We start from the raw sequence: 20746 nt of genomic DNA, 5'->3' as shown, positions 1-20746 counted from the left end.
AAGAAACCGAGTCTTCACCCCGCCCCCCCCCCCCGCCCTCCCCCCCCCCCCCCCCCCCCCCCCCCCCCCCCCCCCCCCCCCGCCCCCCGCCCCCCCCCGCCCACGGGACACCTCCGCGGAGGTGCGCGGCGGGTGCCGGGTTCAGGCGGCGCGGCCGCCGAACAGGCGGCGCCAGCCGCGCGGGCCCGGCGGCTCGGGCTCGCCGTCCGGCCCGGTCCCCGGCACGGCGGGGACGACGTCGATGCGCAGGGTCGCCTCGGGCCCCTCGGTCGCGCCGGTCACCGCCGCCTCGGTCACCACCACCTCGGTCCCGGCCACCTCGGTCCCGGCCGCCTCACCGGCGTCGTCCGCCCGGTCCAGCGAGCCCGGCCAGCCGAGCCCGCCGCCGGTGGTGGTGTCCCCCGGCCAGCCCAGCTCGCCCTCGGTCCCCTGCCCGGTGGCGCCGGGCGCGTGCCGGGTCGCCGGGGTCCCGGTGGCCAGCGCGGCCGCCACGATCGGGTCGGTGCCGGCGCCGTCGGCGGCTGCGTGCCTACCCACGGCGTCCCCCCGCACGTGCAGTCATGCGCCCATCGCAACACGCCGGGCCGGGAACCTGCGCCCGGACCCCCTCGCTGGAGTGACGGGCGGGGCGGGTGGGACGGACGGGGCGCAGGTCAGTTGACACCGCCGTAGCTGTGCAACCCGGACGACACCATGTTCACGTACAGCAGGTTGAAGACCATGACGCCCAGGCCGACCACGTTGACCCACGCCGCGGGCCGGCCGCGCCAGCCCGCCGTCGTCCGGGCGTGCAGGTAGGCGGCGTACACGACCCAGGCGATGAAGGCCCAGGTCTCCTTCGGGTCCCAGCCCCAGAACCGGCCCCAGGCGCTCTCGGCCCAGATGGCGCCGGCGATGACCGCGAAGGTCCAGATGGGGAAGCCGAAGACGGCGGTGCGGTGCGCGACCCGGTCCAGGGTGGCGGCCGACGGGATGCGCGCCACCAGCCGCGACGACGACGGGTCGCCGCCGCGGGCCTCGAACCGGCTGCGGACCAGGTAGAGCACGCTGGCGATGCCGCTGACGAAGAAGACGCCGAAGCCGAGGATCGCCGTCGTCACGTGCACGGCCAGCCAGCTCGACCGCAGCGCCGCCACGAGCGGGGCGCCCTCGACGTAGAGGAACAGCCCGATCGCGACCAGGCTGACCACGACGGGGGCGAGGACGAACAACCCCAGGTGCCGCAGGCCCGGCGATCGGACGGCGAGGACGAGGAACGCCACGACGGCGACCAGCACGACCGCGGTGGCGAACTCGTACATGTTGCCCCAGGGCAGCCGGTCGACGGCCAGGCCGCGGGCGACGAGGACCCCGGCGTGCGTGAGCACCCCGAGGGCGGTGAGCAGCATCGCCACCAGGCCCCAGCGGCGCACCGCCGGCGGGTCGTCCGTGCCGGCCGGAGCCGCCTCGGGGGACACCGGCTCGTCGACCGGGGCGCCGGCGCCGACCAGCACGCGGGCGCGGGCGGGCCGGCGACCGAAGGCCAGCTGGGCGGCGAAGGCGACGACGGCGAGCGAGTACAGGCCGACGCTGACGGAGAACAGGGTGTCCGACAGGCCGGACAGCTGGTCGGCGGTCACGCGGGTGTGCCTCCGGTCTCGGGTGCGCCCCCGGACGGGGCGCGGGTCGCGGCGCGGGCGGCGAGGGCCGCCCGCAGGTCGTCGGTCAACGCCGTGAAGCGCGGTGCGCTGTCGCCGCTGCCTCGAGTCAGTCCACCGACCTCGAGCACGGTACCGCCGTCGGCGGAGGGCCCGGTGGCGCGGGCGAAGACCCGCTCCCGGCGCAGCAGCAGCATCCCGAGCAGGCCGGCGAGCACCGCGATCGCCGCGGCGAGCACCCACACCTGCCCCGGGTCGTGCGAGAACTGCAGGGCGGCGAACTCCTTGTAGCCGGTGAAGGTCACCGTCGTCCCGTCGGGCAGGGTGAGCGACTCCCCGACCGACAGGTTGCCCCGGCCGACCTCGGTGAGCCGGCCGCGCTCGATCTGCGAGGCGTCGAGCGAGTAGACCGACTGCGGCAGGCCGGAGTCCAGGCCGAGGTACCCCTCGTAGGCCACGACCGCGACCTGCGGCGCCAGCGGGCGCGGGTCGATCGAGGTGAGGATCCCGCCCTGCGTCAGGCCGGTCGGCGCGAAGAAGCCCTCGAGCGCGAACTGGTCCTCGGCGCCGGCGCCCAGGTCGGGCAGCTTGAGCGCGCCCTGGCTGCCCATCGTGCGCTGGTCGCTGGGCAGGAACGGCGCCGAGACGTCGTCGATGCTGAACCCGTCGGGCCGGGTGACGGTGAACGTCGGGCTGAACCCGTGGCCGGTGACGTAGACCCGGTCGCCGTCGACCCGCAGGGGGTCGTTGACGCCGATCGTCGTCGGCCGGCCCTCCTCGCCGGGGGCGCCGTAGGTGATGTCGGCGGTGAACGAGGAGGCGGTGAGGTCCTGCTCGTAGGTGGCGCGGAAGTCGTCGAGCCCGACGCAGACCGGCGTCAGGTCGCTGCCCTCCACCAGCGCGCCGGAGGAGTGGGTGTCGTACTGCTGGAACGAGTTGCAGAACCGCTGGCCCTCGGTGACCAGGATGCTGCCCTCGTAGCCCCACAGCTTGCCGCCGGCCAGCGCGAGCAGCAGGCCGACCAGCGCCAGGTGGAAGACCAGGTTGCCGGTCTCCTTGAGCAGGCCCTTCTCGGCCGACAGCTCGGCGACGCCGTCCCGCTCGCGCCGGACCACGCGGTAGCGGCGGACCCGCAGCTCCTCCTCGACGACGTCGAGGGCGCCGGCGGCCGGCAGCGCGGTGGGCAGCGCGGCGGCGTCGGGGAGCCGGGTCAGCCGCCGCGGCGCGGGCGGCGGCGGGGTGCGCAGCGCGCGGGCGTGCTCGAGCGCCCGGGGCAGCACGCAGCCGATGAGCGAGACGAACAGCAGCAGGTACACCGCGGCGAACCACGGCGAGCTGAAGACGTCGAACAGGTAGAGCCGGTCGAGCAGCGGCGCGAGCGTCGGGTGGTCGGCGAAGTACTGCGTGACGTTGCTCTGCGACAGCGACCGCTGCGGCAGCAGCGAGCCGGGGATGGCGGCCAGCGCCAGCAGGAACAGCAGCACGATCGCCGTGCGCATGGCGGTGAGCCGGCGCCACTGGCGCAGCAGGAAGCCGCCCGCGCGGCGGAGCCCGGAGGGCCTGGCCGGCGGCGGGGGCGCCGCGGGCGTGCGGGGAGGAGCGGTCGTCGTCACAGCACCTCCCCGCTGGCGCTCGTCGGCGCTGTGTCGAGTCGTGCTCTGCTCATCGGTGACTTCGCGAGCCCAGTCACAACGGCGCCGACTCCCCCAGCCCGGTGACGGCCAGCCACGACCGCAGCCAGGCCATCATCTCCGTCCACGCGCCGGTGACCAGGAGCAGGCCGACGAGCACCAGCACCGCGCCGCCGAAGCGGGTGACCCCGCGGGCGTGCCGGCGCAGGAACGCCGTCGCCCCGACCGCCCAGCGGGCGCCGAGCGCCACCAGCACGAACGGCACGCCCAGGCCGAGGCAGTAGGCGACCGACAGCAGCGCGCCGCGGCCGGCGGTGGCCTCGGTGTAGGCCAGCGAGTAGACCGCCGACAGCGTCGGGCCCAGGCACGGCGTCCAGCCCAGCCCGAAGACGACGCCGAGCAGCGGGGCGCCGGCCAGCCCGGCCGCCGGGCGCACCGACAGCCGCGCGGTGCGCTGCAGGAACGGCAGCCAGCCGAGGAAGCCGAGCCCGACCACGATGACGACCGCGCCCATCACCCGGGTGATGACGTCGTCGTACTGGACCAGCAGCCGGCCCAGCCCGCCGAACGCGGCGCCGGCGGCGACGAACACGACGGTGAAGCCGAGGACGAACAGCAGCGCGCCGAGCACCATCCGCCCGCGCGGCGTGCGCTGGTCGGTGCGCACGGTGGTGGCGGTGGCGCCCGGGCCGGCGGGGACGGGCGCCGGCGCGGGGCGGGCACCGGTGCCGACCAGCCCGGTGACGTAGGACAGGTAGCCGGGCACCAGCGGCAGCACGCAGGGCGAGGCGAAGCTGACCAGCCCGGCCAGCGTGGCGACGGCGGCGGCCACCAGCAGGGGGCCGTCGGTCACGAGCTCACGCACGCCGTCCACTCAGCTCTCCTCCCCGAGCAGCCGGTCGAGGACGGCGCGCAGGTCCTCCTGCGCCACCTCGCCCGTGTACACGGCGGCGACCCGGCCGTCCCGGTCCAGCACGATCGTGGACGGGATCGCGTTCGCCGGGTAGTCCCGGAAAGCCAGGGCGACCTCGCCGGCGGGGTCGTAGAGCGAGGGGAACTCGATGCCCTGGCTGTCGACGAACGCCTGCGCGAACTGCTCGTCGGCCTCCTTGACGTTGAGTCCCAGGAAGGCCACGCCCCGGTCGCGGACGTCGGCGTAGACCTCCTGGAACGCCGGCGTCTCCACCCGGCAGGGCGCGCACCAGGAGCCCCAGAAGTTGAGGACGGCGATCTGCCCGGCCAGCTCGTCGGAGGACCAGTCGCCACCGCCGACCAGGGTGCCGCCGAACTCGGGCGCCGCGTCCCGCTCGGCCTCGGGGATCACCTCGCCGGCCGGGGTGGCCGCGACGAAGCGGAACTCGCCGCCGTTGCCCACGTCGACGGCGTCCGAGCCCGTGGAGCAGCCGGCCAGCAGGGCGACCGACGCCAGAGCGGCGGTCAGGGCGCGCCTCATGCTCCGGGCACCGCGTCGGGGTCGGTGGCTCCGGCCGGCTCGGCGTAGGCGATGCCGGCGACCCGGTCGCCCTCGTAGGTCACCGACGTGACGCTGGCCAGCCCGCACTGCCGCCGGCGGGGGTCGTGCGCGTACCGCTTCCCCTCCAGGTGCAGCCGCAGCGTCCAGATGGGCAGCTGGTGGCTGACGCAGACGGCGGCGCCGCCGCGGGCGGCGTCGCGGGCGGCCTCGACGGCGAGCAGCATCCGCGCGGCGATCTCCACGTAGGGCTCGCCCCAGGAGGGCCGCACCGGGTTGCGCAGCTTCCACCAGTCCCGCGGCCGGCGGACCAGCCCCTGCCCGCCCGCGACCGGCATCCCCTCGAAGGCGTTGCCGGCCTCGATGAGCCGCTCGTCGACGGCGACCAGCAGGTCCAGCGCCTCGGCGACCGGCGCGGCGGTCTGCCGCGCCCGCTCCAGCGGGCTGGACACCAGGTGGGTGACGCCGCGCCCGACGAGCCACTCGGCGGCGCGCCGGGCCATCGCCTCGCCGGCCTCCGACAGCCGGAACCCGGGCAGCCGGCCGTAGAGCACCCTCCCGGGGTTGTGGACCTCCCCGTGCCGGAGCAGGTGGACGACGGTCGTCTCCATCAGGGCTGCAGCTCCTGGGCGTCCTTGGCGTCCTCGTCGGACGGCGCGTCGGCGGGGTCGGCGGCCGCGGCGGCGCGGGCGGCGGCGGGCAGCGCGTCGAGCACCCGCTCCACGGCCTCGTCGTCGAGCGCGGCGCTGACGAACCAGGCCTCGAACGCCGACGGCGGCAGGTACACGCCGCGGGCGAGCATCTCGTGGAAGAACGCGCGGTGCGCCGCGGTGTCCTGGGTCCGGGCGTCGTCGTAGTCGCGCACCCGGCGCTCGTCGGGCACGAAGAAGACCGAGAACATCGAGCCGGCCTGCTGCACCCGGTGCGGGACGCCGGCGGCGAACAGGGCCGCGCTGGCCGCGCCGCGCAGGGTGACCGCGACCCGGTCGCAGCGGGCGTAGACCTCGTCGGTGCAGTGCCGCAGCGTGGTGAGCCCGGCGGCGACGGCGACCGGGTTCCCCGACAGCGTGCCGGCCTGGTACACCGGCCCGGTCGGGGCCAGCTGCTCCATGAGGTCGGCGCGCCCGCCGAAGGCCGCGGCCGGCAGCCCGCCGCCCATGACCTTGCCGAAGGTGAACAGGTCGGCGTCGACGGGGTCGAGCCCGTACCAGCCGGAGCGGGACACCCGGAAGCCGGTCATGACCTCGTCGAGCAGCAGCAGCGCGCCGTGCTCGGCGGTGATCCGGCGCAGCTGCGCGTTGAAGCCGTCCAGCGGCGGGACGACGCCCATGTTGCCCGGCGCCGCCTCGGAGACGACGACGGCGATGTCGGACCCGCGCTCGGCGAAGACGGCCTCGACGGCGGCGACGTCGTTGTAGGGCAGCACGATCGTGTCGGCGGCCGCGCCGGTGGTGACGCCGGGGGTGTCGGGCAGGCCGAGGGTGGCGACGCCGGACCCGGCCGAGGCCAGCAGCGCGTCGACGTGGCCGTGGTAGTTGCCGGCGAACTTGACCACCAGCGGCCGGCCGGTGGCGCCGCGGGCCAGGCGCAGCGCGGACAGCACCGCCTCGGTGCCGGAGTTGACCAGCCGCACCCGCTCGACCGGGCGCACGCGGGCGATGATCTCCTCCGCGAGCTCGAGCTCGCCCTCGGTGGGCGCGCCGAAGGACAGCCCGCGGCGGGCGGCGGCGGTCACCGCCTCGACGACGGCCGGGTGCGCGTGGCCGAGGATCATCGGCCCCCACGACGCGACGAGGTCGACGTAGCGGCGGCCGTCGGCGTCGGTCAGCCAGGGGCCCCGGGCCTGCGCGATGAACCGCGGGGTGCCGCCGACGGCGCGGAAGGCGCGCACCGGCGAGTTCACCCCGCCCGGGGTCACGCGCTGCCCGCGGGCGAACAGGTCGGCGGAGACCGGTGCGTCGTAGTCGTACCGGGTCGTGTCCAGCGAGGTCACCGGCCCAGTGTCCCCCTGCCGCCCGGACGCCCGTCGGGGGTGTCGGGGCCCGCGTCGTGTGACGTCGGGCTCCCCGGTGCAGCGCTCGCCGGGACCGCGGCCAGCAGCGCGCCGGCGAGCGCGGCGGGGTCGCGGGTGGGCACCAGCACGGTCCGCCCGTCGGTCAGCCGCAGCGGCAGCCCGGTGCGCCCGCGCGGCACCGACCAGCCGCCGCCGAGGACGGGGGCGCCGGCGTCCACGCCCGCCGTCCCCTCGCGCGCGGCGCGCAGGTGGGCGGCGTCGACGTCGGCCAGGGGCACCCGCTCGCGGCCCACCGACAGCGCGCCGTCGGGGCCGGCCCCGGTGACCCGCACCGTCCACACCCGCCGGGCCGCCGTGCAGCCGAAGGCGACGATGCCCAGCACCGCGACGACGGCGAGCACCCACAGCAGCAGCGGCACGTCCGGGCCGGGCAGCACCACGTCCAGGACAGCGAGGAGCCCGAGGACCCCGGCGACCAGCCAGAACGGCCGCCAGGAGCCCCCGGGCTCGACGTAGGACACCAGCTGCCGGTCAGCGGCTCAGCAGGCGCGCGGCCTCGACCGCCCAGTAGGTCAGCACCTGGCCGGCACCCGCGCGGCGGATGGCGGTGATCGTCTCGAGGATCGCCCGCTCCCGGTCGATCCAGCCGTTGGCCGCGGCCGCCTCGACCATCGCGTACTCGCCGGACACCTGGTAGGCGCTGACCGGGACGTCGACGGCGTCGGCGACCCGGGCCACGACGTCCAGGTAGGGCAGCGCCGGCTTGACCATGACGGCGTCGGCGCCCTCGGCGAGGTCCTGCGCCACCTCGCGCAGCGCCTCGTCGGCGTTGGGCGGGTCCATCTGGTAGGTCGAGCGGTCGCCGAACTGAGGCGCGCCCTCGGCCGCCTCGCGGAAGGGCCCGTAGAAGCCCGAGGCGTACTTGGCGGCGTAGGCGAGGATCGGCGTCTCGGTGGAGGCGGCGCCGTCGAGGGCCCGGCGGATCGCCGCGACCTGCCCGTCCATCATCCCGCTGGGGGCGATGACGTGGGCGCCGGCCTGCGCCTGCGCGATGGCCACGGCGGCGTACCGGTCCAGCGTCGGGTCGTTGTCCACCACGCCGGCCGGGGTGACCAGGCCGCAGTGCCCGTGCGAGGTGTACTCGCACAGGCACAGGTCGGCCACGAGCACCAGCTCGTCGCCGAGGTCGGCCCGCAGCTGGCGCAGCGCGACGTTGACGATCCCGTCGGCGGCGTCGGCCTGCGAGCCGACCTCGTCCTTCTCGGCGGGGACGCCGAACAGGATCAGACCGCCGATGCCGGCCTCGGCCGCCTCGTGCGCGGCCTTCCGCAGCGAGTCCAGCGTGTGCTGCACGACGCCGGGCATCGCGCCGATCGGCTGTGGCCGGTCGAGGCCCTCCTTGACGAACACCGGCAGCACCAGGTCGGCCGGGGCCACCCGGGTCTGCGCGGTGAGCCGCCGCAGCGCGGGCGTCGACCGCAGCCGGCGCCCGCGCGCGAAGCCCGGGTTCGCCCCGCCCAGCGGGGAGGTCACTCGCCCTCACCCTCCCGCTGCGCCTCGGCGTACTCGGCCAGCGCGTCGACCAGCGGGAGCACCGCGGCGGTCTCGGGCTGGACGTCGACCCGCAGGCCGAACTCCTGCGCGGTGGCCGCGGTCGCGGGGCCGATGACGGCGACGACGGTCTTCGCGTGCGGCTTGCCGGCGATCCCGACCAGGTTGCGCACGGTGCTCGAGGAGGTGAAGCACACCGCGTCGAAGCCGCCGCCCTTGATCGCCTCGCGGACCGCGGCGGCCGGCGGGGCGGCGCGCACGGTGCGGTAGGCGGTCACGTCGTCGATCTCCCAGCCGCGCTCCTGCAGGCCCGCGGCGAGGGTCTCGGTGGCGATGTCGGCGCGGGGCAGCAGCACCCGGTTGATCGGGTCCAGCACGTCGTCGTACTCGGGGAAGTCCGCCAGCAGGCCCTCGCTGGACTGCTGCCCGGTGGGCACCAGCTCGGGCACGATGCCGAACGCGCGGACCGCCTCGGCGGTCTGCTCGCCGACGCAGGCGACCTTCACGCCGGCGAAGGCGCGGGCGTCCAGGCCCAGCTCGGTGAACTTCTCCCGGACCGCGCGCACCGCGTTGGCCGAGGTGAACACGATCCAGCCGTAGCGGCCGGTGACCAGGCCCTTGATCGCGCGGTCCATCTGCGCGGGGCTGCGCGGCGGCTCGACGGCGATGGTCGGCACCTCGACCGGCACCGCGCCGTAGGCCCGCAGCCGGTCGCTCATCTCGCCGGCCTGGTCCTTGGTGCGCGGCACCAGCACCCGCCAGCCGAACAGCGGGCGGCTCTCCCACCACGAGAGCTTGCCGCGCTTGTCGACGGCCGCGCCGACGGTGGCCACGACCGGCCCGCTGACGGCGCCGAGGTCGGCGGTCTTCTCGGCGACGGCCGACAGCTTCGCGGTCACGCTCTTCTGGCCGGTGCCCGAGCCGCCGGTGGTGACGACGACCGGCGTGCTGCCGGACAGGCCGCCCTCGACCAGCCGCGCGGCGGCGTCGGGCAGCTGCTCGGCGCCGCCCTGCAGCACCACCGGGGCGCCGAGGGCGTGCGCGGCGCCGGCCAGCGCGGGCAGGTCGACGCCGCCGTCGCGCAGGTCGGCGGTCAGCGAGGTGCCGCCGAGCGCGACGCCGGCGAAGGCCGGGACGGCGGTGGCGGGGGCGACGCCGGGGACGACGTCGAAGGGCACGGAGGTGCGGCCGACGGCGAGCACCTCCTTCACGACGGCGTCGGAGGTGAACGGGTCGCCGGCGACCAGCCGGACGACGACGTCGCCGGTCTTCGCGGCCGCGACGGCGCCCTTGGCGACGTCGGCCGGCTCGCCGCTGACGACGGTCGGCTCGACGCCGGGGCGGCTCGCGCGCACGGCGTCGAGGAGGGCGGCGGGCACGTCGGGGTCGACGTGCAGCACCGCGGCCTCGGCGATCGCGGCCGTGGCCCGGGCGGTGAGCATGCCGGGGTCACCGGGGCCGGCGCCGACGAAGACGACGCGGCCGGGGGTCTTGCGGAAGCGCGTCATCACGAGCTCCTGGTCCTTGTTGGTGTCGAGGCCCTGGGGAGGGCGTGGGTGGGGGTCTGGGGTGCCGGAGCGGTCTGCCCGGCTGGGGGACGGGGCCCGGGGGTCACCGGGCGGCCGCCACGAGCTCCGCGGCGCCGCGGTCGAGCAGGTCGGCGGCGAGGTCGCGGCCCAGCCGCTCGGCCTCGCCGACCGGCCCGGTGACCGAGCCGCGGACGCCGTCGCTGCCGTCGATCGCGGTGACCGAGGCACGCAGGTACAGCTCGGCGCCGTCCTCGCCCTCGGCCAGCTCGGCGTACGCGGCGACCGGGGCGCTGCAGCCGGCCTCGAGCGCGGCGAGCGTGGTGCGCTCGGCGAGCACGCAGGCGCGGGTGCCGGCGTCGTCGAGGGGGGCGAGCAGCTCCAGCGTCCGCTCGTCGCCGGCCCGGCACTCGACGGCCAGGGCGCCCTGCGCGGGGGCGGGCAGCACCTGCAGCGGGTCGAGGGTCTCGGTGACCGCGGCCAGCCGGCCCAGGCGGGCGAGCCCGGCCCGGGCGAGGACGACGGCGTCGAGGTCACCCGGCACGACGCGGGCCATGCGGGTGTCGACGTTGCCGCGGATCGGCACGACCTCCAGGCCCAGGCCGAGCGCGCGCAGCTGGGCGACCCGCCGCGGGGCGCCGGTGCCGACGCGGGCGCCGGCCGGCAGCTCGCCGAGGGTCAGGCCGTCGCGGGCGACCAGCGCGTCCCGGGGGTCCTCCCGCGGCGGGACGGCGGCGAGCACCAGGCCGGGCTCGGGCGCGGTGGGCAGGTCCTTGTAGCTGTGCACGGCGACGTCGACGGTGCCCTCGAGCAGCGCCTTCCGGATCGCGGTGACGAAGACGCCGGTGCCGCCGAGCTGGGCGATGGCCGCGGCCGACCGGTCGCCCTCGGTGCTGATGTGCACCAGCTCCACCGGCACGCCGCTGGCCGCGGTGATCGCGTCGGCGACGGTCTGCGACTGGGTGCGGGCCAGCTGGCTGGCGCGGGTGCCCAGGCGCAGCGTGCGGGTGGCGGTGCTGGTCGACGGCGTGGTCATGCCACACCGCCGGGGCGCAGGTCGTCGGGGTCCACGGTGACCGCCTCGGCCAGCCGGGTGCCGTCCTCGGGCACCTCGGTGTCGATGCCGAGGCCGAACAGCGCCCGCAGCGCGTCGGCGTAGTCGACGCCGCCGGGGGCGGCGGCCAGCTCCTTGACCCGCACGGTCGGCTCGTGCAGCAGCTTGTCGACGACCCGCCGCACGGTGCGGGCGATCTCGCTGCGGGCGCGGGCGTCGAGGTCGGGCAGCCGGGTGGACAGCCGCAGCAGCTCGGCGTCGACGACCTCGGCGGCCTGGCTGCGCAGCGCGGACACGGTGGGGGCGACGGCGGCGGCCTGCTGCTCGGCGCGCAGCAGCGCGGTCTCGGCCTCGATGAGCGCGTGCGCGGCGGAGACGTCGTCGGCGGCGACCGGGCCGGCGCCCCCGGCGGCCGAGCGCTCGCCCTGCAGGAGGGCCAGGTCCACCAGGTGCACGCCGGGCAGCGCGGCCACGCCCGGGTCGACGTCGCGGGGCAGGGCCAGGTCGACGACGGCCAGCGGGCGACGGCCCCGGTCGGCCATGGCGCCGGCGACGGCGTCGGTGCCGACCACCAGGCCGGTGGCGCCGGTGCAGGTGACGACGACGTCGGCGTCGGCGATCGCCGCGCGCAGGTCGGCGAGCTCGGCGGTGCCGCCGTCGACCGCGGCGGCCAGGCGGGCGGCCGACTCGGGCGAGCGGCTGGCCACGGTGACCAGCGCGCCGCGGCGGGACAGCGTGGTGGCGGCCAGCGCGCCCATCGACCCGGCGCCGACGACCAGCGCCGGCCGGCCGGCGAGCGGGCCGACCCGCTGCTCGGCGTGGTCGAGGGAGACGGTGACCAGGTTGGCGCCGGCGCGGTCGATGCCGGTCTCGGAGTGCACCCGCTTGCCCACCCGCAGCGCGTGCTGGGCGACCGGGTGCAGCGAGCGGCCGACCGTGCCCTCCTCCTGGGCGAGGGCGTAGGCGGCGCGCAGCTGGCCGAGGACCTGGGTCTCGCCGACCACCATCGAGTCCAGGCCCGCGGCCACGGTGAACAGGTGCGCGACGGCCTGGTCCTCGTAGTGGACGGTGACGTAGGGCGAGAGCTCCTCGACGGCGGCACCGGCGTGGCGGGCCAGCACCCGGCTGACCTCGGCGACGCCGCCGTGGAAGCGGTCCACCTCGGCGAAGACCTCGACCCGGTTGCAGGTGGCCAGCACCAGCGCCTCGCTGACGTGGTCGCTCCCGACCAGCTCGTGCAGCGCCTTGACCTTGTCGTCCGCGCTCATCGCGACCTGCTCGAGCAGCGCGACCGGCGCGGTCTGGTGGCTGATGCCGACGGCGAGCAGGCTCATGCCATCCCCCCGGCGGGCGCCAGCCCGGCCACCGGGGCGGTGCCCCGCTGCTTGTCGAGGAACGCGAGGACCTGCAGCTCGACGGAGAGGTCGACCTGGCGGACGCCGACCCCTGCGGGCGCGGTGAGCGCCACCGGCGCGAAGTTCAAGATGCTCCTCACCCCGGCCGTGGTCAGCCGGTCGCAGACCCGCTGCGCCACCTCGGCCGGTGTCGCGATGACCCCGATCGTCGCCCGCGTGGCGGCGACGACCTCGTCGAGCTCCTCCATCGGCCGGACCGGCAGGTCGCCGATCCGCTGCCCCACGCGGGCCGGCGAGGCGTCGAACAGGCCGACGAACTCGAAGCCGCGGTTGCCGAAGCCGCCGTACCCGGCCAGCGCCGACCCGAGGTTCCCGATCCCGACGAGCACGCACGCGTGCGCGGTCTCCATCCCGAGCACGGCCGCGATGCGGTCGCGCAGGGTCGCCACCTCGTAACCGACCCCGCGGACGCCGCAGGGGCCGAGGTGCGAGAGGTCCTTGCGCAGCCCGGCGGGGTTGACGCCGGCCGCCGAGGCCAGCTCGCCGGAGGACACGGTGCCGCGGCCGCTGTCGGCGAGTCCGGTGAGCACCCGCAGGTACACGGCCAGCCGGGCGACGGTGGCCTCCGGGATCCGGGGCCGCGACTGCATCACGGGCCTACTCCACAGCGGTCGCGCCCGGGCGCCGGCGGGAGCCTGCGGGGGCGGACGACATCGGGGATCCGGGCGGTACACCCACCCGGCGACAGCCACGGTAACCGCTTGTGAACGCAGGAACAAAGTCCCGGGGACGGCCACGGGCCCCGGGCCAGCGCGGATGCCCGCGGCTGTGTCCGACACCATACCCGCCCGGGCGTCTCCGGACCCGTCCGAGTGGGCCGTTCAGCCGATCCCGAGGTCGTGGCGCAGCCGGGGGACGTCGACGGTGAAGTAGGAGTGCTCCCGGCCGTCGAGCAGCACCACCGGCACCCGGTCGCCGTACTCGGCCTGCAGCTCCGGGTCGGCGTCGACGTCGACCTCGCGGGTGTCGACGCCGGCCTCCGCGGCGATCCGCGCCAGGGTCTCGGCCGCCGTCACGCACAGGTGGCAGCCGGCCCGGGTGAGCAGCTCCAGCCGCACGGGGGTCTCGGTCACGGGGCACCTCCTGCGGGGCGGCGGCTCCCCCCGGCGAGGTACCGAGACGTACCGCACGGCCTGCCGACGTGGACGGTTCGCAGTGATGTTGTCACCATGGGGCAGGACCCGCAGGAGAGCGGGACACCGCCGAGCCGGGGAGGACTCCCGTCGGGCGAGCCGTCGCGGCTCGGCGGGCCGACGAGGAGGTCGACGTCCCGCATGCCGCAGTCGCGCCCGGTGGACGAGCGGTCGTCCGCCGCCCCGGCGGGGCGTCGGCCGAGTCCGCGCCCCCGGCCGACGCCCTACCCGCGCGCCAGCGTGGAGGGCGCTCCGGCGGAGCCGAACGTCGTCGTCGACCCCGCGGCGGCCGCGCCCGACGGCCCGGCTCCCGACGCCGTCGCCCCCGAGGTCGTCGCCCCTGAGGTCGTCGCCCCGGAGCTCGTCGCCCCGGAGCTCGTCGCGGAGCCCGGGGAGGACGAGGGCGCGCTCGCCGAGGAGCTCGCGGCGCTCGAGGAGGACCTGCCCGGCGACCGGGTCGACGTCTGGGAGCTGGTCCGGCAGGCGCAGGCCGGCGACGCCGAGGCGTTCGGCCGGCTCTACGACCACTACGTGACGCTGGTCTACCGGTACGTGCTGCACCGGGTGGGCGACCGCGCCCAGGCCGAGGACTTCACCAGCGAGACCTTCGTCCGCGCGCTGCGGCGCATCGACTCGCTGTCGTTCCAGGGCCGCGACGTCGGCGCCTGGCTGGTGACGATCGCCCGCAACATCATCCGCGACCACGTGAAGAGCAGCCGGTTCCGGCTGGAGGTCACCACCGCGGACATGCGCGACGCCGACCAGGCCACCGACGGCCCCGAGGACGCCGTCGTCTCCCGGCTGACTAACGAGCAGCTGCTGGCCTGCATCCGCCAGCTGGGCAGCGAGCAGCAGGAGTGCATCTCGCTGCGGTTCCTCCAGGGGCTGTCGGTGTCGGAGACCGCGGCGGTCATGGGCAAGAAGGACGGCGCGGTCAAGGCGCTGCAGCACCGGGCGGTGCGGCGGCTGGCGAGCCTGCTGCCGGAGGGGCTGCGGTGACCCGCAGGACCCCGGGAGGGGGACCCGCCGTTGTTACCCGCGGGTACGCCGTAACGGCCCCCGACCTGCGTCGTTGCTCCCGTCGACCGACTCCCGACCGAGCGACCGGAGGACCCAGGTGAGCGCCGAGCACGACGCCGCGGGAGCGACCCGCCGTGCGTCCGTGCAGCAGCGGGAGGCGGCCGTCGAGGACCGGCTCCGCGCGCTCGCCCTGGACCTCGACGACGAGCCCGCGCCCGACTTCCGTGCGGCCACCCGCGCCCGGCTGGTCGCGATGGCCGCCGTCCGCTCGCCGGAGCCGGAGCCGCGCCGCGGCCTGGCCCGGCTGCGGGCCGCCCGGCCGGCCGCCCGCCCGGCGTGGCGGTCCCGGCTGACCGCCGGGGTCGCCGGCGCGGCGCTGGCGGTCACCGCGCTCGGCTCCCTGGTCGCGCTGTCCACCGACGCCGAGCCCGGCGACGCGCTCTACGCCCTCAAGCGGGGCACCGAGCAGACCCAGCTCGCGCTGGCCGGCGACGAGCGGGGCCTGACGCTGCTGGAGTTCGCCACCACCCGGCTGCAGGAGCTCGGCGACCTCGTCGAGGACGGCGGGGGTACGCCGCCGGCCGACCTGGTCGTCGACACCCTCGCCACCATGGACGCCCAGACCACCGAGGGCGCCGCCCTGGTGCTCACCCAGGCCGTCGCCGGCCGCGACGCCGCCCCCCTGACGGTGCTCTCCGGCTGGGCCGAGGACCAGGGGTCCGGGCTGGCCGGCCTGCAGGGCGCGCTGCCCGCGGACGCCGGCACCGCCGCCACCCGCTCGCTCGGGGTGGTCTCCGAGGTCGCCGGCCGGGCCGCGGCCCTGCAGACCGCGCTGGACTGCCCCGCCGGCCCCGCCGTCGCCGGCGCCGACCGGTTCGGCCCGCTCCCCGTCGCCTGCGACGCCGCCGCCCCCCCGCAGGCCGGCTCCGGGACCCCGGCCCCCGCACCCGCCGACCCCGGCACCCCGACCCCCGACCAGCCGGCCGCGCCGTCGTCCCAGCCCGCCCCGTCGTCCGTCCCGGCGCCCTCGAGCGCGCCTCCCGCGCCGTCCACGGGCAGCGGCCCGGCGGCGCCCACCGGCCCCGGGGGCGGGAGCACCCCGACCGGCGGCGGTCCCGTGCCGACGACGGCCCCGCCGGCGCCCGGTGGCGGCCTGCCCCTGCCGCCGCTCCCGCTGCCCGGGGGCGGCGGTCAGCCGTCCGCGCCGTCGACCACCACGCCGCCCCCGGTCCTGGACGCGCCGCTGCCGATCTGCCTCTGGCCGGTCATCTGCTGAGGTCCCGGTCCGGGTCGGGGACGCCGGCGGGCGGCCGATAGGGTCGGTCCGGTACCGCCACAGGCGGGAGGACCACCCCAGGGAGGGAGCCCGTGCCGGGTCTGCCGTTCCGCGGCCGCCGCAGGCAGGACGGCGGGGCGCCGTCCGAGGAGGAGATCCGCGCGCACGTCGCCGGCGCGGCGTCCGCGGCTGCCGCGGAGGTCGAGCCGGTCCCGGCCGTGGTGGCCGACCGCACCGCCGCCGCCTTCTTCGACGTCGACAACACGATGATGATGGGCGCCTCACTCTTCTGGTTCGCCCGCGGCCTGGCCTCCCGCAAGTACCTCACCTCGCGCGACGTCGCCCGGTTCGCCTGGCAGCAGGCCAAGTTCCGCGTCGCGGGCAACGAGAGCGCCGGCGACATGCACACCATCCGCGAGACCGCGCTGGCCTTCGTGGCCGGCCGGGAGGTGGCGGAGATCGTCGCCGCCGGCGAGGAGATCTACGACGAGCTGATGGCCGACCGGATCTGGTCGGGCACCCGCAACCTCGCCCAGCAGCACCTCGACGCCGGCCAGCGGGTGTGGCTGGTCACCGCGACGCCGGTGGAGCTGGCGCGGATCATCGCCCACCGGCTGGGGCTCACCGGCGCCCTGGGCACGGTCGCCGAGGTGGTCCACGGCCGCTACACCGGCCGGCTGGTCGGCGAGCTCATGCACGGGGAGGCCAAGGCGGAGGCCGTGCGGGCGCTGGCCGAGCGGGAGGGCCTCGACCTCGCCCGCTGCACCGCGTACAGCGACTCGGCCAACGACCTGCCGATGCTCACCCTGACCGGGACGGCGGTGGCGGTGAACCCCGACACCGAGCTGCGCGCGGTCGCCCGCTCCCGCGACTGGACCGTCCGCGACTTCCGCACCGGCCGGAAGGCCGCCCGGATCGGCGTCCCCACGGTCGCGGCCGCCGCCCTCACCGGCGGGGTCGTCGGCGGCGCGGTCGCCCTCCGCCGCCGCAACGCCTGGCCGTTCTGAGGAGCGGGGGCCCGGAGGGTCCCCCGACGAAGGACTCGCGGCCGCGACCGCCGGGCGGGGACGGCACGCGCTCGCGGATGCCGACGTGACGCGCCCTGCGAGGTGCCGTGAGGAGTGGGGGCCGGAGGCTCCCGCGACCGAGCGGCAGGAAGGGCTCCACGCAGCAGGGGGACGGCACGTGGCCGCGGTGTCGGCCGGAGGCCGACAGTGTCACGAGAAGACGGACTTGCGCTGCAGCAGCAGCTGGTAGATCGAGTGCTGGATGGTCTCGCGGACCTGGTCGGTCAGGTTGAACACCAGCATCGGGTCCTCGGCGGCGGCCGGGCCGTGGTGCGCCGTCTCGATCGGCTCGCCGAAGGCGATCAGCCACTTGGACGGCAGCGGCACCAGCCCGAGCGGGCCGAGCGCCGGGAACGTCGGCGTCACCGGGAAGTACGGCAGCCCCAGCAGCCGCGCGAGGGTCTTCGCGTTGCCGACCATCGGGTAGATCTCCTCCGCGCCGACGATGGCGCACGGGACGATCGGCTTGCCGGTGCGCAGGGCCGCCGTGACGAAACCGCCCCGGCCGAACCGCTGCAGGGTGTAGCGGTCGCGGAACGGCTTGCCGATGCCCTTGAACCCCTCGGGGAAGACGCCGACCAGCTCGTCGCCGCACAGCAGCCGCTCGGCGTCCTCGCTGCAGGCCAGGGTGGCGCCGAACTTGCGGGCCAGCGAGCCGACGAAGGGCAGGTCGAAGACCAGGTCGGCGCCGAGCAGTCGGAACCGCCGCTGCGCCGGGTGGTCGTCGTGCAGCGCCACGGTGGCCATGAGCGCGTCGACCGGCAGCGTGCCGGAGTGGTTGGCCACCACCAGGGCCCCGCCGTCGGTGGGCACGTTCTCGATGCCGTGGGTCTCGACGCGGAACCACCGGTTGAACAGCGGCCGCAGGACCGGCAGGAGCACGTGGTCGGTGAGGTCGGTGTCGAGGCCGAACTCGTCCGTCTCGTACTCACCGGTCAGGCGGCGGCGGAGGAACTCCAGGCCGCCGGCGACCTGCTCGTCCCAGCTCGGGTCCGACGGCGGCGGGACGTGCGGCCCGCCGTCGTCGTCGGGGCGCAGCCGGATGACGCGGGCCTCAGGCATCGCGCACCGCCCGCAGTCCCGGCGGGGCCGGCGCCGGCCGCAGCCGGCCCTGGACCGTCGTCCCCACGGAGGAGGCGACCGACCCGGCCCGCGCGACGAGCCCGCGGGCCTGGTCGGTCACCTCGCCGACGAGGGTCGGCGGGACCACGGGCGGCACGGTCCGCGCGTAGTCGGCCAGCGCCTGGGCGGTGGTGTAGCGCGGGGTGTAGCCGAACTCGGTGCGCAGCACGGTCGTGTCCACGACCCGGCCGAAGTTGAGGAAGCGCATCTGCTCCGGGGAGTAGTCGACGTAGCCGAAGCGGCGGGTGAGCCGGCCGAGGGAACCCAGCGCCGGCGAGGGCACCGGCAGCTGCAGCCGGCCCAGCCGGCGGATGACCTGGGACAGCAGCAACGTGCCCTCTCCCCCGACGTTCACCGTCCCGGCGAAGTCCCCGGTCGTGGCGCGGGTGAGGACACCGAGGGCGTCGTCCTCGTGCAGCAGCTGGACGCGGGCGTCGTAGCCGAGGGCGGTGGGGACGACGGGCATGCGCAGGAACCCGGTGAGCACCGAGTCGATGCGCGGGCCGATGAAGTTGGTGAACCGCAGGACGGCGACCCCGACGTCGGGACGGCGGCGCGCGAAGGACCGCACGTAGCCCTCGATGTCGAGGCTGTCCTTGGCGAACCCGCCGGAGGGCACCCGGCGCGCCTGCATCGCCTCGGTGAAGACGGCGGGGTCGCGCGGGGAGGCGCCGTAGACGGCGCTGGTCGACTTGAGCACCAACCGGCGCACCGAGGGCGCGCGCTGGCAGGCGGCGAGGAGCTGCATCGTCCCGATGACGTTGAGCTCCTTCATCGGCCCCCGCCCGCCGGAGCCGGCGGGCGTGGAGCTGATGTTCATGTGCACGACGGTGTCGACCGCCGCGGTGCTGATGACCTTGCCGATCAGCGGGTTGCGGATGTCGGCGCGCACGAACTCGGTGCGGCCGAGGCGGCGGAGCGACTCCGCCGACGGGGGGACGGTGTCGACCCCGATGACCCGGTCGATGGACGGGTCGCGAGCGAGCTCGGCCGCCAGCGCACCCCCGAGCCACCGGCTGACACCGGTGACGAGGACGACTGCAGGCGGCACGAGCGTCAGCTCACTTCTTGTTGCGACGCTGCACGCGGGTCTTCTTCAGCAGCTTGCGGTGCTTCTTCTTCGCCATCCGCTTGCGGCGCTTCTTGATGACCGAACCCATGTCCTGCTCCCGAGGTCGTGGCCGCGTGTCGTGCCGGTGACCGCAGGACTCGGAACCGGACGCCACGCGAGTGTGGATCAGCTCGTGTGCGACGGCTCCGGCCGGGGCCGGGGTGTCGCTCGGCGCCCGAGCCTACCCGGCGCCCCCGCGGCGACGCTGCCGCGGGAACCGGGCCGGACGGATCTCACCCGGAACGGCGGGTGACGGTGGTGCCGACGTGCTGGAACGGAGCCCCGTGGGGCCGGCCGCTCAGGCGATGTCGGTGTAGGCGTCGCGCAGGTAGTCCTGGACGGCGCGCTCGGGGACGCGGAAGGAGCGGCCGACGCGGACGGCGGACAGCTCGCCGGCGTGCACGAGGCGGTACACGGTCATCTTGGAGACGCGCATCATGCTGGCGACCTCGGCGACGGTCAGGAAGGTGACCGCGGCGCGCGGCTGCGGGACGGACGGGCGACCGACGGGCATGGCGGCGGGGTGGGCCGGGCCGACGGGGCGCGCGACGGCAGCGGCGGCCGGCATCGGGCGGGCCATGGGCCGCGGGCCGGGGACGGCCGGGCGGACGTAGGCGGCGTTGGTGCGCTGGGGCATGGTCATGATCAGCTCTCCGGACCTAGCACGCGTCGGGCGTCGGCTTCCCCACCGACTACGGGACACGCACGTGCTGACACAGAGAGTAGGGGGACCCGCGTGACAGAAGCGATGGAAGAAACGAACACGGGGAACGGTCCGTCCCTGTCAGAACTACACCTATGCAACTCGCTTCACAGCCGTGTCGGCGCGTCTCCACATGGACGTGTCGACACGGTCACGCAGCGTCCCACTGCACCGGTCGCGACCGGGTTACCGTCACCGGCTCCCGTCGGCCCGGCCGAGCTCCACCGAGCGCCGGGCGGCCGCCTCGATGGCCGCGATGAGTGCCGAGCGGACCGAGTGCCGCTCCAGCTCCCGGATGCCGGCGATGGTCGTGCCACCGGGGCTGCTCACCGCGTCCCGCAGCTGCGCCGGGTGCTCCCCCGACTCGCGCAGCATCACCGCTGACCCCAACGCCGTCTGCACCACCAGCTCGGTGGTCAGCGCCCGCGGCAGGCCGAGCAGCACCCCGGCGTCGACCATCGCCTCGACGAGGTAGAAGAAGTAGGCGGGCCCGCTGCCGGACAGCGCCGTCACCGCGTCCTGCTGGTACTCGGGCACCCGCGCCACCCGCCCGACGGTGGACAGCAGGGCCTCGGCCTCGTCCAGCTCGGCCTCGCCCGCGGACGCCCCGGCCGACAGCACGCTCATCCCCTCGTCGACCAGCGCCGGGGTGTTGGGCATGACCCGCACCACCGGCACGCCGGCCGGCAGCGCCGCCTCGATCGTGGCGGTGGAGATGCCGGCGGCGATGCTGACCACCAGGTGCCCGCCGTCCACCGACGGCGCGAGCCGCTCCAGCAGCGCCGGCAGGTCCTGCGGCTTGACCGCCAGCAGCAGCACCCGCGCGCGGGCGGCCGCCTCCTCGATCCCGACGACGTCGATCCCGTAGCGGGTGGCGAGCTCGCGGCCCCGCTCCGGGTGCCGCTCGCAGACGACGACGCCGTCGGCCCCCTGCCTCTTCACCAGCCCGGCCAGCAGCGCCTCGCCCATCTTGCCGCCGCCGTAGACCGCCAGGCCCTGCCGCTGTGCCATCCCG

Annotated in this window: 22 protein-coding genes; 3 read left to right on the top strand and 19 right to left on the bottom strand. The window is 76.4% G+C overall.

Translation table 11 applies throughout. The features are described from left to right. Nucleotides 1–141 precede the first annotated feature (141 nt). The 14 genes from ACI798_RS12240 to ACI798_RS12175 all read right to left on the bottom strand — a co-directional run bounded on the left by ACI798_RS12240 (nucleotide 142) and on the right by ACI798_RS12175 (nucleotide 13372). Nucleotides 142–537, bottom strand: coding sequence for a hypothetical protein (locus ACI798_RS12240; RefSeq protein WP_456941608.1), 396 nt, complete (start codon nucleotides 535–537; stop codon nucleotides 142–144). A gap of 116 nt (nucleotides 538–653) precedes the next feature. Next, entirely contained in the window at nucleotides 654–1619 is a 966-nt protein-coding gene (gene ccsB / locus ACI798_RS12235) for a c-type cytochrome biogenesis protein CcsB (RefSeq protein WP_456941607.1), read from the bottom strand. Continuing rightward, nucleotides 1616–3250, bottom strand: a complete 1635-nt coding sequence (gene resB / locus ACI798_RS12230; protein WP_456941606.1) for a cytochrome c biogenesis protein ResB — start codon at nucleotides 3248–3250, stop codon at nucleotides 1616–1618. Before resB ends, ccsB begins: the two co-directional genes overlap by 4 nt. A gap of 73 nt (nucleotides 3251–3323) precedes the next feature. Next, complete coding sequence (locus tag ACI798_RS12225) at nucleotides 3324–4142, bottom strand: cytochrome c biogenesis CcdA family protein (protein WP_456941605.1); 819 nt, start codon at nucleotides 4140–4142, stop codon at nucleotides 3324–3326. Further along, nucleotides 4143–4721: a TlpA family protein disulfide reductase gene (locus ACI798_RS12220; protein WP_457048025.1), complete on the bottom strand. Its 579-nt coding sequence runs from the start codon at nucleotides 4719–4721 to the stop codon at nucleotides 4143–4145. Continuing rightward, entirely contained in the window at nucleotides 4718–5350 is a 633-nt protein-coding gene (locus ACI798_RS12215) for a histidine phosphatase family protein (protein ID WP_457048024.1), read from the bottom strand. The genes ACI798_RS12220 and ACI798_RS12215 overlap by 4 nt, the downstream gene beginning before the upstream one ends. Next, complete coding sequence (gene hemL / locus ACI798_RS12210; protein WP_457048023.1) at nucleotides 5350–6732, bottom strand: glutamate-1-semialdehyde 2,1-aminomutase; 1383 nt, start codon at nucleotides 6730–6732, stop codon at nucleotides 5350–5352. The genes ACI798_RS12215 and hemL overlap by 1 nt, the downstream gene beginning before the upstream one ends. Further along, a complete protein-coding gene (locus ACI798_RS12205) occupies nucleotides 6729–7274 on the bottom strand; it encodes a hypothetical protein (RefSeq protein ID WP_457048022.1) in 546 nt (181 codons plus the stop codon). Before ACI798_RS12205 ends, hemL begins: the two co-directional genes overlap by 4 nt. Before the next feature lie 10 nt (nucleotides 7275–7284). Beyond that, nucleotides 7285–8286 carry a porphobilinogen synthase gene (gene hemB, locus ACI798_RS12200; RefSeq protein WP_457048021.1) on the bottom strand — a complete coding sequence of 334 codons (1002 nt, stop codon included), beginning with the start codon at nucleotides 8284–8286 and terminating at the stop codon, nucleotides 7285–7287. Beyond that, nucleotides 8283–9812, bottom strand: coding sequence for a uroporphyrinogen-III synthase (locus ACI798_RS12195; protein ID WP_456941599.1), 1530 nt, complete (start codon nucleotides 9810–9812; stop codon nucleotides 8283–8285). Before ACI798_RS12195 ends, hemB begins: the two co-directional genes overlap by 4 nt. 103 nt (nucleotides 9813–9915) lie before the next feature. Further along, nucleotides 9916–10866 carry a hydroxymethylbilane synthase gene (gene hemC / locus ACI798_RS12190; RefSeq protein WP_456941598.1) on the bottom strand — a complete coding sequence of 317 codons (951 nt, stop codon included), beginning with the start codon at nucleotides 10864–10866 and terminating at the stop codon, nucleotides 9916–9918. After that, nucleotides 10863–12218: a glutamyl-tRNA reductase gene (locus tag ACI798_RS12185; RefSeq protein ID WP_457048020.1), complete on the bottom strand. Its 1356-nt coding sequence runs from the start codon at nucleotides 12216–12218 to the stop codon at nucleotides 10863–10865. The genes hemC and ACI798_RS12185 overlap by 4 nt, the downstream gene beginning before the upstream one ends. Further along, nucleotides 12215–12889, bottom strand: coding sequence for a redox-sensing transcriptional repressor Rex (locus ACI798_RS12180; protein ID WP_456941596.1), 675 nt, complete (start codon nucleotides 12887–12889; stop codon nucleotides 12215–12217). The genes ACI798_RS12185 and ACI798_RS12180 overlap by 4 nt, the downstream gene beginning before the upstream one ends. A 231-nt stretch (nucleotides 12890–13120) precedes the next feature. After that, nucleotides 13121–13372: a glutaredoxin family protein gene (locus tag ACI798_RS12175; protein ID WP_457048019.1), complete on the bottom strand. Its 252-nt coding sequence runs from the start codon at nucleotides 13370–13372 to the stop codon at nucleotides 13121–13123. A 300-nt stretch (nucleotides 13373–13672) separates the two neighbouring features. On the opposite strand from ACI798_RS12175, the gene ACI798_RS12170 reads away from it, so the two are divergent. The 3 genes from ACI798_RS12170 to ACI798_RS12160 all read left to right on the top strand — a co-directional run bounded on the left by ACI798_RS12170 (nucleotide 13673) and on the right by ACI798_RS12160 (nucleotide 16735). Further along, nucleotides 13673–14431, top strand: coding sequence for a sigma-70 family RNA polymerase sigma factor (locus ACI798_RS12170; RefSeq protein ID WP_457048018.1), 759 nt, complete (start codon nucleotides 13673–13675; stop codon nucleotides 14429–14431). A 118-nt stretch (nucleotides 14432–14549) separates the two neighbouring features. Further along, complete coding sequence (locus tag ACI798_RS12165; RefSeq protein WP_457048017.1) at nucleotides 14550–15728, top strand: DUF5667 domain-containing protein; 1179 nt, start codon at nucleotides 14550–14552, stop codon at nucleotides 15726–15728. Nucleotides 15729–15820: 92 nt separating this feature from the next. Next, nucleotides 15821–16735, top strand: a complete 915-nt coding sequence (locus ACI798_RS12160) for an HAD family hydrolase (RefSeq protein ID WP_456941592.1) — start codon at nucleotides 15821–15823, stop codon at nucleotides 16733–16735. Nucleotides 16736–16945: 210 nt separating this feature from the next. On the opposite strand, the gene ACI798_RS12155 is transcribed toward ACI798_RS12160, so the two are convergent. From ACI798_RS12155 to proC, 5 genes are all read right to left on the bottom strand, one after another. Further along, entirely contained in the window at nucleotides 16946–17857 is a 912-nt protein-coding gene (locus tag ACI798_RS12155; protein WP_456941591.1) for a lysophospholipid acyltransferase family protein, read from the bottom strand. Then, on the bottom strand, nucleotides 17850–18968 hold the full coding sequence (locus ACI798_RS12150; protein ID WP_457048016.1) for an NAD-dependent epimerase/dehydratase family protein: 1119 nt from the start codon (nucleotides 18966–18968) through the stop codon (nucleotides 17850–17852). The genes ACI798_RS12155 and ACI798_RS12150 overlap by 8 nt, the downstream gene beginning before the upstream one ends. A 10-nt stretch (nucleotides 18969–18978) precedes the next feature. Then, on the bottom strand, nucleotides 18979–19077 hold the full coding sequence (locus ACI798_RS12145) for a 30S ribosomal protein bS22 (RefSeq protein ID WP_012854759.1): 99 nt from the start codon (nucleotides 19075–19077) through the stop codon (nucleotides 18979–18981). 249 nt (nucleotides 19078–19326) lie between these two features. Then, entirely contained in the window at nucleotides 19327–19671 is a 345-nt protein-coding gene (locus ACI798_RS12140) for a helix-turn-helix domain-containing protein (RefSeq protein ID WP_456938194.1), read from the bottom strand. 252 nt (nucleotides 19672–19923) lie between these two features. After that, nucleotides 19924–20742, bottom strand: a complete 819-nt coding sequence (proC, locus tag ACI798_RS12135; protein WP_456941589.1) for a pyrroline-5-carboxylate reductase — start codon at nucleotides 20740–20742, stop codon at nucleotides 19924–19926. Nucleotides 20743–20746 lie beyond the last annotated feature (4 nt).

It is taken from the genome of Geodermatophilus sp. SYSU D01045 (assembly GCF_054050295.1).
Note: the sequence above shows the minus strand (reverse complement) of the source record. Positions and strands in the feature narration are given on the sequence as shown.

What these genes read in the sequence shown, in the direction of transcription:
- ACI798_RS12220 (WP_457048025.1), bottom strand. Translation starts at nt 4,721, where the DNA reads ATGAGGCGCGCCCTGACCGCCGCTCTGGCGTCGGTCGCCCTGCTGGCC.
- ACI798_RS12185 (WP_457048020.1), bottom strand. Translation starts at nt 12,218, where the DNA reads ATGAGCCTGCTCGCCGTCGGCATCAGCCACCAGACCGCGCCGGTCGCG.
- ACI798_RS12145 (WP_012854759.1), bottom strand. Translation starts at nt 19,077, where the DNA reads ATGGGTTCGGTCATCAAGAAGCGCCGCAAGCGGATGGCGAAGAAGAAG.
- hemC (WP_456941598.1), bottom strand. Translation starts at nt 10,866, where the DNA reads ATGACCACGCCGTCGACCAGCACCGCCACCCGCACGCTGCGCCTGGGC.
- ACI798_RS12195 (WP_456941599.1), bottom strand. Translation starts at nt 9,812, where the DNA reads ATGACGCGCTTCCGCAAGACCCCCGGCCGCGTCGTCTTCGTCGGCGCC.
- ACI798_RS12215 (WP_457048024.1), bottom strand. Translation starts at nt 5,350, where the DNA reads ATGGAGACGACCGTCGTCCACCTGCTCCGGCACGGGGAGGTCCACAAC.
- ACI798_RS12140 (WP_456938194.1), bottom strand. Translation starts at nt 19,671, where the DNA reads ATGACCATGCCCCAGCGCACCAACGCCGCCTACGTCCGCCCGGCCGTC.
- ACI798_RS12155 (WP_456941591.1), bottom strand. Translation starts at nt 17,857, where the DNA reads ATGCCTGAGGCCCGCGTCATCCGGCTGCGCCCCGACGACGACGGCGGG.
- ACI798_RS12180 (WP_456941596.1), bottom strand. Translation starts at nt 12,889, where the DNA reads ATGCAGTCGCGGCCCCGGATCCCGGAGGCCACCGTCGCCCGGCTGGCC.
- proC (WP_456941589.1), bottom strand. Translation starts at nt 20,742, where the DNA reads ATGGCACAGCGGCAGGGCCTGGCGGTCTACGGCGGCGGCAAGATGGGC.